Annotated in this window: 12 protein-coding genes, 1 tRNA gene and 1 pseudogene; 10 read left to right on the top strand and 4 right to left on the bottom strand. The window is 73.0% G+C overall.

Annotated elements, in window-relative coordinates; genetic code table 11:
- Positions 1-13: 13 nt before the first annotated feature.
- Complete coding sequence (locus ABEB00_RS32120; RefSeq protein ID WP_345624210.1) at positions 14-1795, top strand: PP2C family protein-serine/threonine phosphatase; 1782 nt, start codon at positions 14-16, stop codon at positions 1793-1795.
- Positions 1792-2256 carry a response regulator gene (locus tag ABEB00_RS32115; RefSeq protein ID WP_345624209.1) on the top strand — a complete coding sequence of 155 codons (465 nt, stop codon included), beginning with the start codon at positions 1792-1794 and terminating at the stop codon, positions 2254-2256. Before ABEB00_RS32120 ends, ABEB00_RS32115 begins: the two co-directional genes overlap by 4 nt.
- Before the next feature lie 2 nt (positions 2257-2258).
- Here the strand turns inward: ABEB00_RS32115 and ABEB00_RS32110 are convergent, their stop codons facing one another.
- Positions 2259-4583, bottom strand: a complete 2325-nt coding sequence (locus tag ABEB00_RS32110) for an ATP-binding protein (protein ID WP_345624208.1) — start codon at positions 4581-4583, stop codon at positions 2259-2261.
- A gap of 493 nt (positions 4584-5076) precedes the next feature.
- On the opposite strand from ABEB00_RS32110, the gene ABEB00_RS32105 reads away from it, so the two are divergent.
- Positions 5077-5832, top strand: a complete 756-nt coding sequence (locus ABEB00_RS32105) for a sporulation protein (protein ID WP_345624207.1) — start codon at positions 5077-5079, stop codon at positions 5830-5832.
- A gap of 224 nt (positions 5833-6056) precedes the next feature.
- On the opposite strand, the gene ABEB00_RS32100 is transcribed toward ABEB00_RS32105, so the two are convergent.
- A complete protein-coding gene (locus ABEB00_RS32100; protein WP_345624206.1) occupies positions 6057-6788 on the bottom strand; it encodes a maleate cis-trans isomerase family protein in 732 nt (243 codons plus the stop codon).
- Positions 6785-6952 (bottom strand): annotated as a pseudogene (locus tag ABEB00_RS36230) (maleate cis-trans isomerase family protein); the annotation flags it as partial. The gene ABEB00_RS32100 and the pseudogene ABEB00_RS36230, both read right to left, overlap by 4 nt.
- Before the next feature lie 241 nt (positions 6953-7193).
- On the opposite strand from ABEB00_RS36230, the gene ABEB00_RS32090 reads away from it, so the two are divergent.
- The 7 genes from ABEB00_RS32090 to ABEB00_RS32060 all read left to right on the top strand — a co-directional run bounded on the left by ABEB00_RS32090 (position 7194) and on the right by ABEB00_RS32060 (position 12951).
- On the top strand, positions 7194-8162 hold the full coding sequence (locus tag ABEB00_RS32090; RefSeq protein WP_345624205.1) for a D-2-hydroxyacid dehydrogenase: 969 nt from the start codon (positions 7194-7196) through the stop codon (positions 8160-8162).
- 14 nt (positions 8163-8176) lie between these two features.
- The gene (locus ABEB00_RS32085; protein ID WP_345624204.1) at positions 8177-9589 is read left to right on the top strand and encodes an amidase; all 1413 of its coding nucleotides are present in this window, start codon (positions 8177-8179) and stop codon (positions 9587-9589) included.
- A 108-nt stretch (positions 9590-9697) separates the two neighbouring features.
- Positions 9698-10618: an ectoine/hydroxyectoine ABC transporter substrate-binding protein EhuB gene (ehuB, locus tag ABEB00_RS32080; protein WP_345624203.1), complete on the top strand. Its 921-nt coding sequence runs from the start codon at positions 9698-9700 to the stop codon at positions 10616-10618.
- Positions 10615-11319: an ectoine/hydroxyectoine ABC transporter permease subunit EhuC gene (gene ehuC, locus ABEB00_RS32075; RefSeq protein ID WP_345624202.1), complete on the top strand. Its 705-nt coding sequence runs from the start codon at positions 10615-10617 to the stop codon at positions 11317-11319. The genes ehuB and ehuC overlap by 4 nt, the downstream gene beginning before the upstream one ends.
- Positions 11316-11966, top strand: a complete 651-nt coding sequence (gene ehuD / locus ABEB00_RS32070) for an ectoine/hydroxyectoine ABC transporter permease subunit EhuD (RefSeq protein ID WP_345624201.1) — start codon at positions 11316-11318, stop codon at positions 11964-11966. The genes ehuC and ehuD overlap by 4 nt, the downstream gene beginning before the upstream one ends.
- Positions 11956-12753 carry an ectoine/hydroxyectoine ABC transporter ATP-binding protein EhuA gene (ehuA, locus tag ABEB00_RS32065; protein ID WP_425586609.1) on the top strand — a complete coding sequence of 266 codons (798 nt, stop codon included), beginning with the start codon at positions 11956-11958 and terminating at the stop codon, positions 12751-12753. Before ehuD ends, ehuA begins: the two co-directional genes overlap by 11 nt.
- A gap of 124 nt (positions 12754-12877) precedes the next feature.
- Positions 12878-12951: transfer RNA gene (locus ABEB00_RS32060), tRNA-Lys, on the top strand.
- Positions 12952-12996: 45 nt separating this feature from the next.
- On the opposite strand, the gene ABEB00_RS32055 is transcribed toward ABEB00_RS32060, so the two are convergent.
- Positions 12997-13602 (bottom strand): lytic polysaccharide monooxygenase auxiliary activity family 9 protein, encoded by a 606-nt coding sequence (locus tag ABEB00_RS32055; protein WP_345624200.1) that lies wholly within the window; start codon positions 13600-13602, stop codon positions 12997-12999.
- Between the last annotated feature and the right edge of the window lie 50 nt (positions 13603-13652).

Below are 13652 nucleotides of genomic sequence, written 5' to 3'. Positions count from 1 at the left end.
AGGCGGGGAGGACGTGGGCGAGGCGAGCGGGCGGACGGAGCCGGGCGAGGAGCGCTGGTCGGCGCGACTGCACGGGCTGTGGCGGGTGTCCCAGGACGTCCAGGACGTCACCGACATGTCGCGTTACGTGTACGAGTCCGCCCTCACCGAGCCCGGATCGGTCGTCGTCACCGGCACCCGCTGGGTCCACGGCGAGCTGCGCTACCTGCGCCTCGCCACCGCGGGCCGGCCCGCGCCCGCCACCACGACGTCACCGGCCGGACCGGTACGGGCGGGCGACGGGCGGCAGCCGCCCGCGCCCGGCGCCGGCCCGGAGGTGGTCACGCACGACCTGACGGCCGGCCACGCCGACTTCGCTCCCGAGGGCGCCGAACTGGTGGCGGCCGGAGCCCGTTGGGCACTGGAGTCCCGGTTCCGGCTCGGGGACGGGGACTGGGCGGCGGTCTCGGTCGGGTTCGCCGAGCGGCCCGCGCCGCAGGCCGCGACGGCCACGGCCACCCGGCTCGTCCAGCTCTGCGAGGTGATCGTCGCCAGCCATCACCGGATCGTGGCGTACCGGGAGCACGACAAGCGGCAGATCGAGGACGCCTTCCTCGCCGAGGCGTCGTTGCAGATGGACTCCAGTCTGGACGCGCAGGAGACCCTGCGGCGGGTCGCCCGGCTCGCGGTGCCCGCCATGGCCGAGGGATGCGTCGTCCATCTGTGCCGGCCGGGGTATCTCGATCCCGTCGCGTCCGCCCATGTGTCGGCCTCCGTGCAGCCCTGGCTGGACAGCCTGGCCCGCGAGGACCGGTGGCTCGGGGGTCTGCTGAGCGGCGCGGTCGCGCGCGGGGAGAGCCTCGTCCTGACCGGCGACGGCCTCACCGGCGGCCCCTTCGGCACCGGCGGCGAGGGACCGGGGCGGGCCGTGCGGACCGTCAGCGTCAACCCGCTGCGGGCCCGGGGCAAGGCGATCGGCACCCTCACCTTCGTCTACCACCGCGACGGCGAGGACATCGCCAGCCCCCGCATGCTCACCGACCTCGCCCAGCGCGCCGCCCTCGCCATCGACACCACCAGCGCCTACGAGCAGCGCCGCCGCCACGTCGAACTGCTCCAGCGCCAGCTCCTGCCCGGCGCGCTGCCCGACCCGCCCGGCGTGGAGCTGCACGCCGCCTACGAGGTCGCCGACGCCTCGCTGGAGGTCGGCGGCGACTTCTACGACGCCGTGATCGACCGCGACGGACGCCTGGCCCTGGTCATCGGGGACGTGTGCGGGCGCGGCGCCGAAGCCGCCGCCATGACCGGTCTCGCCCGGCACACCCTGCGCACCCTGCTGGAGGACGGCACCCCCGCCGCGCACGCGCTGGAACGCCTGAACAAGGCGCTGCTCGGCCAGTCGGCGGACCGTTTCGTGACCGCGCTGATCGCCGTCCTCACCTCCACCGGGCAGGGCGAGCACGCGGTGGAGATCGCGGCGGCCGGTCATCCCCCGCCGCTGATCCGGCGGGCCGACGGCCGCGTCGAGGAGGTCGTCGCCTCCGGGGTCTTCCTGGGCGTGCTGCCCGACCTCGCCATCGAGCCCGCGCGGCACCAGGTGGCACCCGGGGACGTGCTGGTGCTGTTCACCGACGGGCTGACCGAGGCCCGCAGCGCGCAGGGCACGATGTTCGAGGAGCTGCTGCCGCAGGCCGTCCGGGAGTGCGCCGACGCTCCCGATCCGGCCGGTGAGCTGATCGCCCGCGCGTCGAAGTTCCGGGCGCTGGGCAACGACGACACCGCCGTGCTCGTCGCCCGCATCGAGGAGCCCCGGTGACGCCCGGACCCGGCGCCCGGCCGGTCGACCGCGACCGCGTCCTGGTCGTCGAGGACAGCCCCGAGGACACCGAGGCGATCGAACGCGCCCTGCGCCAGACCCACCCCGGTCTGCGGACGGAGTTCACCGACCGCGGGGACGGCCTGGCCGACCTGCTCCTGGAACGCGAGGAGGTACCCGGCCTGATCTTCCTCGACCTCAACCTGCCCGGCGTCGGCGGCCACGCCGTGCTCAGCGCCCTGCGGGCCCGGCCCGAGCTGCGGGACGTCACCGTGGTCGTCTTCGCCGCCTCCACCGCCCCCGGCGAGGTGGACGCCTGCTACGCCGCCGGCGCGGACAGCTACATCTACAAGCCGGTGAACTTCGCCCTGTTCCGTACGGTGCTGAAGGGCGCGGTCGACTACTGGCAGCAGCAGACCCGCGGCGGCGCCGACCCCGGCCCGGACGCGGACGGGCGCTGAGGCTACCCGGACCGGCCCAGGGTGAAGAGGAAGGCGGTGCCCTCCCCGGGGACGCTCTCCAGCCACAGCCGGCCGCCGTGCCGTTCGACGATGCGCCGCACCACGGCCAGCCCCACCCCCGAGCCGCCGCCGTGCTCGTCCGGCCGGTGCAGGCGGCGGAAGAGTTCGAACACCTCGTGCTGCCGCTCCGGTGCGATACCGATCCCGTTGTCCCGCACGACGACCACGGTCTCGGGGCTCCGCCCGTCGGCGGCCGACCGGGTGTACGCGCTCACCTCCACCCGGCGGTCGACGCCGTCCCGCGCGTACTTGGCCGCGTTCACCAGCAGGTTGACCAGAATCTCGTGCAGGCGGTCGGGGTCGGCGACGACCATGGGCAGCGCGCCGCGGCGCACCGTGACCCGCTCCTCCGCCAGGCGCTGCCCCGCCACCTCCAGCGCTCCGTCCAGCACGGCGGCCAGTTCCACCTCCCGCACCCGGAATCCGGCGCGGCCCAGCCCGGAGTAGTGCAGGAGCGAGTTGAGCAGGGAGTCCATCCGCTCGGTGAGCCGGCGCATGGTCAGCAGCCGTCGCATGGTCGGCTCGTCCAGGCCGGCGGCGTCCTCGATCGCGAACGTGGCCGCGTGGGAGATGCCGCGCAACGGCTCCTTCAGGTCGTGGGCGGCGGCGTGGGCGTAGGCGGCGAGATCGACGTTGCTGCGGCGCAGCTCCTCGTTGAGGGCCTCCACGGCGTCGGCGTGGCGCAGCACCAGCTCGGTCAGCAGCCGCCCGATCTCCCGGGCCGACGCCTCGTCGGCCGCCGTCCACGGCAGGCTCCGGCCCCGCATCATGGCCCGGAACACCGCGCCCGACCCGCGCGGCGTCAGCCGCTCGCCGCGCGGCCCGACCCGCAGCGGCCTGGCCGGGTCGGCCGCCCACTGCCGAGGCGCCGGACGCTCCCGCCGGGACCAGGCCAGGAAGTCACCCGAACGGCTCAACGGCAGCATCAGCACCCCCGCCGGCACGTCGCCACCACCGCCGGAAGCCGCGTCGTGATCGGGGCCGGGGCCGGGGTCGAGTTCGTCCGCCGGTACCTCCGCCAGCCGGTCGGTCGCCCACACCGACCCCGGCGCCAGCGCGGCGGCCTTGCGCCCCAGGGCCCGTACGAGTCCCTCGGGGAAGGGGGCGCCGCCCGTGATCTCCTCCCCCGCCCGCCGCAGCAGTACGCCGTCGGCGGCGAGCAGTCCGGCGAGCCCCCCGGCGTCCACGGCGAAGCCCGGCCCGGAACCGCGCTCCAGCAGCCGGGCCACGGAGCCCGCCCGCCGCCCCGCCGCCATCAGCGCGTCGGCCCGTACCCGTTCCTCGATGGCGGCCAGTTGCAGGGAGAACGCGGCGCCGAACATCTCGCAGGCGGACCGTACTTCGGGCGCCAGCCGCACGGGGTCCGTCCCGTGGCAGGCGATCAGCCCCCACAGCCTGGCCTCCAGCAGGACGGAGACCGACATCGAGGAGCGCACGGCGATGTTGCGCAGATACTCCAGATGGAATTCCGACACCGTGCGCAGGGCCGACTGGGAGAGGTCCAGCGGCGCCCCGGTGGCCGCGCGTACCGGCGGGTACAGGCCGACGGTGACGTCGTCGACGTCGGCGATCGCCCGGATCCAGTTCTCCCGGTAGAGCCGGCGGGCCTGCGGAGGGATGTCGGTGGCCGGGAACCACAGTCCCAGCCAGGGTTCCAGGCCCTCGGCGACGTCCTCGGCCAGCACCTCGCCGGGGCCGTCCTCCTCGTCGAAGCGGTAGACCACCACCCGGTCGAACCCGGTCAGCGCGCGCATCTCCCGGGCCGCGATCCGGCAGCACTCGTCGACCGCGGCGGCGGCCCGCAGCCGCCCGAGGGCCCGGCGCACGCCCTGGTAGAAGCCGGAGAAGCCGAGCGCCCCGCCGTCCCGCGGCTCGAACTCCAGGACGAGCAGTCCGTCCCTGCGGTGGGCCGAGACGTCGAACCGGCGCCCGCCGGGCAGCTCCGGGCCGGCCGGGACCGGGAAGGAGACGGGCACCCCGCCGTCCTCGGCGGTCCCCCGCACGGCCTCGTCGTAGTACTCGGACGAGAGGACCCGGGTCACCGGTCCGCCCACCAGGGACGCGGCCGGCACACCGAACATCTCGCCGGTGTTCGCCGCGGCCACCTCCACCAGGCCGGTGGCGGGGTCCACCGCCACCAGCGTGCCGTAGGACTGGACCCCGCCCAGGAGGTGGATGGGTTCGCGCACGCACGCCGTCAGGTCGAAGCCGTCCGACACCTCGGTCTCGGCCGCCCACACCCGCTCCGACAACCACCGGTCCGTCACGCCGCCGCCTCGTTCCGTCCGCGCCGCACTGGTCGCCGTGACCACTGTCACCGGGCGTCCCACCGGCGAAACTACCCGGCGCGGCGGCGATGTGCGCGTCCGCCACACCTGCGGTACGATCATCATGCGCTGGTGAACGGAGCAACTCCGTAGCACCGGCACCGCGTTGGTGGTCCAAGGAAAGACGCCCCGCTTCCTGCGGGGAAATGCAGGTGCAAGGCCTGCCCGGCGCTCCACCCGAAGAACCCCGGTCCCGCTTCGGCGGACCGGGGTTCTTCTCATGTACGGGCTTCTCCTATTACGGGCTTCTCATGTAAGGCGGCTCCCCTCCCGGTGCGGTGCCCCGCGCCCGGACGCGGCGTGGGCGCCCGCGCCGCACGACCTTCACCACCCGTCGAAGGTTGTATCGATCTTCATGGCCGTTCCGGCCCGCACCGCTTACGCTCGGCAGCGAGAAAGATCGACCGGGGAGTCGGTCGAGGAGGGGACGGACATGGCCTTTCGCAAGTTCCTCGGCGCACTCGGCAAGCGGGCGCCCGGCGTGGAGACAGTGGTCGAGAACCCGGGCGTGCACCCCGGCGGGACGGTGGAGTGCACGGTGACCGTGCAGGGCGGCGGCGCCGACGTCGACATCGAACGCCTCCGCCTCGATCTGGTGGTCCGGGCCGAGGACCGGGAGGCGGACGGCTCGACCGCCTGGCGCCGCCCGTACTCCGTGACCGCGGTCGACCTCAGCGGGTTCCGGCTGGCCGCGGGCGAGACGGTCACCCACAAGGTCGCCCTGCGGGTGCCGTGGGAGATGCCGCTCACCCACGGGCGGGGCCGGCCGGTGCGCGGCGGCCGGGCCGCGGTCCGTACCGAACTCGCCGTCGACAAGGCCGTGGACAAGGGCGACTTCGACGAGATCGCCGTACACGCCCTGCCCGCCCAGGACGCGATCCTCCAGGCGTTCGAGGACCTCGGCTTCCGGCTGCACGAGTCCGAGGTGAAGCTCGGCGCGCTCAGCCGGGCGCCGCACATGCGGGCCCGGCAGACGGAACGCTTCTGGCAGGAGATCGACTTCTTCTTCCCCGAGTCCTGGGGCCAGGGCCGGCAGGAGCTGGAGACCGTCTTCATCGCCCGCGAGGACTCCCTCGACGTCCACCCCGGCGGCCATCCGCCGGTCACCTTCGACTACGCCGACCCGGACCCGCACGCCTGGACGGCCACGCTGGACCAGCACGTACGGGCCTACTGGCGGGCCGGTTAGCGCCCCCGCCGGCGCGTGATGTGCGTGCCGGGCGGGTCTGCGGTATGATCATCATGCGCTGGTGAACGGAGCAACTCCGTCCCTCCGGCACTGCGTTGGTGGTCCAAGGAAAGACGCCCCGCTTCCTGCGGGGAAATGCAGGTGCAAGGCCTGCCCGGCGCTCCACCCGAAGAACCCCGGTCCCGCTTCGGCGGACCGGGGTTCTTCTCATCTGCGGCCGGCCCTCACGCCTGTACCAGCGGCTCCCTGGTGAACAGCGCGCCCAGCCGGGGGGCGTTCACCCTGCGGTCCGCGAGCCGCAGGCCCTCCCAGACCGTGACCTGGTTGGCCGTCAGGACCGGCTTGCCCAGCTCCTTCTCCAGGGCCGGGAGGTGCGCGGCGGTGCGCAGGGCCGTGCCGGGCAGGAGCACGGCCTCCGCGTCCGGGTGGTCGGCCTCGCGGGCCAGGGCCAGCACCTCCGCCTCGCCCCAGGCGCCGGCCTCGGCCGCCGCGCTCCCACCCGGACCGCGGCCGGCCACGACCTCCAGACCGGCCGCCCGCAGAAACTCCGCGAAGAGCCGGGCGACGTCCTCCGGATAGGCCGACCCGACGGCGACCCGGCGCGCCCCGACCTCGCGTGCCGCGTGGGCGAAGGCGAACGACGTCGAGGAGGCGGGCAGTCCGGCCGCCCGGGCCAGCGAGCGCACCTGGTCGTGGGCGCCGTCCCAGCCGTGCACGAAGCTCCCGCTGGTGCAGGCGTACACCACGGCGTCGGCGCCGGTGTGCCGCAGTTCCTCGACGCCCGCCGCGAGCCGCTCGGGTGAACCCAGCTCGCGCAGGGCGTCCACGCGGGGCGCGTCCCCGACGGCGTCGGTGTGCACCAGGTCCACCCGGATGTCGCTGCCCAGGAGCTGCTCGATACGGGGGTAGTCGTCCTCGCCGGAGTGGCCCGGATACAGGAATCCCAGTGCTGTCATGTCCACCTTTCCTGCTGCTGTTCTCCGTCCGGCACGCGGGGCATCGGGGGACCGCGGCGCGCCGCCGGTTCGTTCAGTGCCTGGTACGGCCCCACCGCACGGGTACCCCGTCGGCCGAGCGCCGCCCCCATCGTCACTTGGTTGGCCGAGATCACCGGTGCGCGGGCCGCACCGGTCTCACCCCGCGGAAGGAAACTCACCCGGTGGAGGGAAAGGGGGACGCACCGTACGCAGGGGCCGTGTTGACGGCGGTGGGTTCCGGTGCGAGCGTGGTCAATCCGTCCGCGTCACATCCGTCCGCGTCCCCGCCAGGACCACCAGGACCACCCGGACCACCGGGTCGACAGTCGGCGCCTCCCGCCGCACCTCGCCCTCCCGCCCTCTGCACCGGAGAAGCGCCTGCTCATGAGCACCGCCGGTCCGCTCCCCGTCCGCCCCGTCCTCCTCGTCCTCGACGCCGCCCCCCGGCCCCGTCTGGGCCGTCTCACCGGGCGGGCCAGGGTCGAGTACGCGGACGCGTCGACGCTGCCCGGCCGGCTGCCCCACGCCGACGTGCTGCTCGTCTGGGACTTCACCTCGCCGGCCGTGCGGCGGGCCTGGCCGGGTGCGGGGCCGCGGCCCCGCTGGGTGCACACCGCGAGCGCGGGCGTGGACCACCTGATCTGCCCCGAGCTGGTCGCCTCGGACACGGTGGTGACCAACGCGCGGGGTGTCTTCGACGAGCCCGTCGCCGAGTACGTGGCCGCGCTGGTGCTGGCGCTGGCCAAGGACCTGCCGCGCACGCTGGACCTCCAGCGGGAGCGGGAGTGGCGGCACCGCGAGACGCGGCGGGTGGCGGGCGGCCGCGCGGTCGTCGTCGGTTCCGGTCCGATCGGCCGGGCCGTCGTCCGGGTGCTGCGGGCGCTCGGCCTCACCACCGCGCTGGTCGGCCGCACGCCGCGGACCGGGGTGCACGGCCCCGAGGACCTGGACCGGCTGCTGGCCCGCGCCGACTGGGTGGTGGCGGCGGCGCCGCTGACGCCGGAGACGTACGGCATGTTCGACGCCCGCAGGTTCGGCGTGATGCAGCCCGGCGCGTACTTCGTCAACGTGGGGCGCGGCCGGCTGGTCGTGGAGGAGGCGCTCGCCCGTGCGCTGGAGCGGCGTGGGATCGCCGGGGCGGCGCTGGACGTGTTCGCGGACGAACCGCTCACCCCCGGCAGTCCGCTGTGGGAACTGCCGGGCCTGATCGTCTCCCCGCACATGAGCGGGGACACGGTCGGCTGGCGGGACGCGCTCGGGGCGCAGTTCGTGGAGCTGTTCGAGCACTGGGCGGCGGGCCGTCCGCTGCCGAACGCGGTGGACAAGAAGCGCGGCTACGTACCGGGACACTGACGCTGGGAGAGTGCATGAGCGACCTCACCGAACTGACCGCCGGACAGCTCCTGGACGGTTACCGCACCGGCGCGTTCTCCCCCGTGGAGGCGGTGCGGGCGGTCGTGGAGCGGGCCGAGCGGATCCAGCCGGAGGTGAACGCGTTCGTCCTGCTCACCACCGAGGAGGCGCTGGCCCGCGCCCGGCGCTCGGAGGGGCGGTGGCTGCGCGGGGAGCCGCGCGGGCGGCTCGACGGGGTGCCGGTGACGGTCAAGGACCTCCTCCTGATGCGCGGCCACCCCACCCTGCGCGGTTCGCTGACCGTCTCCGACCGCGGCACCTTCGAGGAGGACGCGCCCTCGGTGGCACGGCTGCGCGAGCACGGCGCGGTCTTCCTCGGCAAGACGACGACGTCGGAGTACGGCTGGAAGGCCGTGACCGACTCGCCGCGCTCCGGGGTGACCCGCAACCCGCACGACCCCGCCCGCACCGCGGGCGGTTCCAGCGGCGGCGCGGCGGCGGCCGTCGCGCTCGGCGCGGGGCCGCTGGCGCTCGGCACGGACGCCGGCGGCAGTATCCGCATCCCGGCCTCCTTCTGCGGGATCTTCGGCCTGAAACCGACGTACGGCCGGGTTCCGCTGTATCCGGCGAGCGCCTTCGGCACCCTCGCCCACGTCGGCCCGATGACCCGGGCCCCGGCGGACGCGGCGCTGATGCTCGACGTGATCGGCGTCCCCGACAGCCGTGACTGGTCGGCGCTGGGCCCGGCCCCCGGGTCGTACAGCGAGGCGCTGATCGGCGGGGTGCGGGGGCTGCGGGTGGCGTACTCCCCCTCCCTGGGCGGGCAGGTGGCGGTGCGTCCGGCGGTGGCGGAGGCGGTGCGGCGGGCGGTGGAGCGCCTGGCGGCCCTCGGCGCGTACGTCACCGAGGCCGACCCGGACTTCGCCGATCCCGTGGACGCCTTCCACACGCTGTGGTTCAGCGCGGCGGCGCACGTGGTGCAGCCCCTCGGACCGGGCCGGCGCGAACTGCTCGACCCCGGGCTGCGGGAGATCGCCGGCCGGGGCGCGCGCCACTCGGCCCTGGACCACCTCGCCGCCGTCGACGTCCGGGTGGAACTGGGCCGGCGGATGGGCCGCTTCCACGAGTCCTACGACCTGCTGGTCACCCCGACCCTGCCGATCACCGCGTTCGAGGCGGGCGCCGAGGTCCCCAAGGGTTCGAGGCACCGCCGCTTCACCGGCTGGACCCCCTTCACCTACCCCTTCAACCTCACCCAGCAGCCGGCCGCCACCCTCCCGGTCGGCCACGACGCCGACGGCCTCCCCATCGGCCTCCAGCTCATCGCCGCCCGCCACCGCGACGACCTGGTACTCCGCGCGGCCCACGCGCTGTACGAGGCGGGCGCGGCGTCCCCGGGACCGCGCGTCAGGCCCGCCGGAGGCTGAGGGCCGCGCCGCTTCCGCGCGGAGCCGGAGGAGACAGAGCCGAACCGGTGGCGCAACAGACTGAAAAAGAGCGGCATGAGTTGCGCGAAGTCGGGAAGGCGCGCGCCCATGCTTCGACCACACAGAGCCCCGCCAAGGGGACAACTCGACCGTATACCGGGTCCCAGTCGTCGATCGCTGCTCGCGGGGGTGGCGGCGCTCGGCGCACTGGGCGCCGCCGGATGTTCGCGGGTGGCCACCGCGTCGGGCGAGGACGGCGGTGATCTGCTCGACCGGCTCCGCGCCCAGGGCGTGGTCCGGCTCGGCATCGCCGGCGAGATCCCCTTCGGCTACATCGACAAGGACGGCGAACTCACCGGCGAGGCACCGGAGCTGGCGAAGGTCGTCTTCAAGCGGCTCGGTGTGGACCGGGTGCAGCCGGTGCCCACCGAGTTCGGCTCGCTCATCCCGGGCCTGGCGTCCCAGCAGTTCGACGTCGTCGCGGCCGGGATGTACATCAACCCCGACCGCTGCGCCCAGGTCATCTTCTCCGACCCGGACTACCAGATGCTCGACTCGTTCATCGTGCGCAAGGGCAACCCGCTGGGCCTGCGGAACTACGCGGACGTCGTCGCGAAGAAGGCCAGGTTCGCCACCGGCACCGGCTACGCGGAGATCCAGTACGCGGTGGAGGCCGGGTACGCGGAGGGCGACATCCTCATCGTGCCCGACCAGGTGGCCGGGTTGAACGCCGTCGAGGCGGGCCGGGTCGACGTGTTCGCGGGGACGGCGCTGACCACCCGCGAGGTGGTGAAGAAGTCGGCCAGGACCGAGGTGACCGAGGCGTTCAAGCCGATCGTCGGCGGCAAGCCGCACGTCGACGGCGGCGGCTTCGCCTTCCGGCCCACCGAGACCAGGCTGCGCGACGCCTTCAACGTGGAACTGGCGAAGCTCAAGAAGAGCGGCGAACTGCTCCGCATCCTCGCGCCCTTCGGTTTCTCCGAGGACGAGATGACGGATCTGACCGCGAAGGAGCTGTGCGGCGGATGACCTCGGGACTGTGGGAACTCGTACTCCAGGGCGTCTGGGTCACGATCCAGTTGCTCGTCTGCAGCGCGCTGCTGGCGACGGCCGTCTCCTTCGTGGTCGGCGTCGCGCGCACCCACCGGCTGTGGATCGTCCGCTTCCTCGCGGGCTTCTACACCGAGGTGTTCCGCGGCACCTCCGCGCTGGTGATGATCTTCTGGGTGTTCTTCGTGCTGCCCCCGGCCTTCGGCTGGCAGCTCGTGCCGCTGTGGGCGGGCACCCTGGCGCTCGGCCTGACCTACGGGGCGTACGGCTCGGAGATCGTGCGCGGCGGGCTCGGCGCCGTCGACCCGGCGCAGAAGGAGGGCGGTATCGCCCTCAGCTTCACGCCCTGGCAGCGGATGCGGCTGATACTGCTGCCGCAGGCCGTGCCGGAGATGATCCCGCCCTTCTCCAACCTGCTGATCGAGCTGCTCAAGGGCACCGCCCTGGTCTCGGTCATGGGCATGGGCGACCTGGCGTTCAGCGGCAACCTGGTGCGGCTGGCGCTCCAGGAGAGCGCGGAGATCTACACGTATCTGCTGCTGATCTACTTCGTGATCGCCTTCCTGCTGACCCGGGTGATGCGCGGGCTGGAGAAGAAGCTGAAGGCGGGCGTCGGCAAGGGGCCGGCGAAGAAGACGGTCATGCCTGAGCCGGCCGGGATGAAGGCGGGTCTGCGATGAACTGGGACTGGAGCGCCGTCTCCGACTTCATGCCGCACTTCTGGGACGGTCTGCTGGTCACGTTGCGGATCCTGGTCATCGGCTCGGTGATCTCGTTCGTCCTGGGCCTGGTGTGGGCGCTGCTGATGCGGGTGCCGTCCCGCTGGGTGACCTGGCCGGTCGGGGTGGTCACGGAGTTCGTCCGCAACACCCCGCTGCTGGTGCAGTTGTTCTTCCTCTTCTACGTGCTGCCCGAGTGGGGCGTGACCGCCTCCGCGATGACGACCGGCGTGATCGGTATCGGCCTGCACTACTCGACGTACACGATGCAGGTCTACCGGGCCGGCATCGAGGCGGTGCCGGTGGGCCAGTGGGAGGCCGCGACGGCGCTGAACCTGCCGGTCGCGCGGACCTGGACCGCGGTGATCCTGCCGCAGGCGGTCCGCCGGGTCGTGCCCGCCCTCGGCAACTACGTGATCTCCATGCTGAAGGACACGCCGATGCTGATGGCGATCACCGTGCTGGAGATGCTCGGTGAGGCCCGGCTCTTCTCCCAGCAGAACTTCCAGTTCACCGAGCCCCTGACGGTGATCGGCCTCGCCTTCATCGTCCTCTCCTACCTGGCCTCCCTTGCCCTGCGAGCCCTGGAGCGACGCCTTGTCCACTGACACCCTGCCCCTGCCCGAGAAGAACCCGGAGCGGCGGCCCGCGCGGTCCGCGGCCGAGCTGATACGTCTGGAGGGGGTCACCAAGCGGTTCGGTGACAACACGGTCCTGGACCACCTCGACTTCTCCGTGGACGCGGGCAAGCACGTCACCCTGATCGGGCCGTCCGGATCGGGCAAGACGACGATCCTGCGGCTGCTGATGACGCTGACCAAGCCCGAGGAGGGCACGATCACCGTCGACGGGCAGCAGCTCTTCCCGGCGCCCGAGAAGCAGGTCCGGGAGATCCGCAAGAAGATCGGGATGGTCTTCCAGCAGTTCAACCTGTTCCCGAACATGTCGGTGCTGCGCAACATCACCGAGGCCCCGGTCACCGTGCTCGGCATGGCCAAGGACGAGGCCGAGGTACGGGCGCGGGAGCTGCTCGACCTGGTGGGGCTGGCCGACAAGTGCGATGCCCGGCCGACCCAGCTCTCCGGCGGCCAGCAGCAGCGGGTGGCGATCGCGCGGGCGCTGGCGATGCGCCCGCGGGTGCTGCTCCTGGACGAGGTGACCTCCGCGCTCGACCCGGAGCTGGTCGCGGGCGTCCTGGACGTGCTGCGGGACATCGCCCGCTCCACCGACATCACGATGCTCTGCGTGACGCACGAGATGAACTTCGCCCGGGACATCTCCGACCAGGTACTGATGTTCGACTCGGGTCGGGTCATCGAGTCGGGTCCGCCGGAGAAGATCTTCAGCGAGCCGGAGCAGGACCGCACCCGGGAGTTCCTCAGCGCGGTCCTCTGACCACGGCCCGCCGGCCCCGGCCGGGTCCGCCGTACCCCTGCCCGGTGCTGTCACTGACGCTCCGGCCCCGGGCAGGGGTGGTCGGGAGCACTGCCGGGGACCGGGTATTATTTTTTCTGGTCACGCGCCGCTAGCTCAGTTGGTTAGAGCAGCTGACTCTTAATCAGCGGGTCCGGGGTTCGAGTCCCTGGCGGCGCACCTCACGGAAGGCCCCTCGCATCTGCGAGGGGCCTTCCGCGTCGCTCAGAACGTGACGTCCGAGCAGGAATAGAACGCGTTGACCGTGTCCGCGACCGACCACACCGCGACGATCACATGGTGTCCGCTCAGCCCGGACGGCAGCGTGCCGCTGTGGGAGAGCGTGGCCGGCGGCTGCTTCCCGCCGTACGGCACCGTCAGGAACGGTGTGAGGTTGAGGTCGGAGCGGGTCAGGTTGTGGTTCTGGTTCCAGCCCGCCTTGGTCACGTAGTACTTGAAGTCGCTGGTGGAGTGCATGGCCGTGAACTGCCAGCGGAAGGTGTAGCTCTGCCCGCCGGTCACCTTGGTGGTCGGCCAGGCGCCGCCCCCGGGGGTCTTCGGGGCGTCGAGCTGGGCGAACCGCGTGTTGTTCGCCGAACATATCTGCCCGTCGGCCGCTCCGCCGGACGGGAAGCCCTTCGGGCCCTCGACGCTCTGCGGTTCCCACTGGATCGAGCCGCAGTTGGCGACGGAGCCGTTCTGGCACTGCTTCTGCCGGCTCACCGGCAGGTCGGTGTAGCCGTGGCCGCTGGCGCCGCCGGAGGAGAGCACGAGAGCCCCGGTGGTGGCCAGCCCCACCGCACTGGCGTAGAACTTGGTCTTTTTGCGCATACTGCCGCTCCTGTGAACGTGGGGAAGAACAGTGAGCCTTGCAGGTCTAG

It is taken from the genome of Streptomyces ziwulingensis (assembly GCF_039542605.1).
GTDB lineage: Bacteria > Actinomycetota > Actinomycetes > Streptomycetales > Streptomycetaceae > Streptomyces > Streptomyces ziwulingensis.
This window is presented reverse-complemented; position numbering and strand designations above follow the sequence as displayed.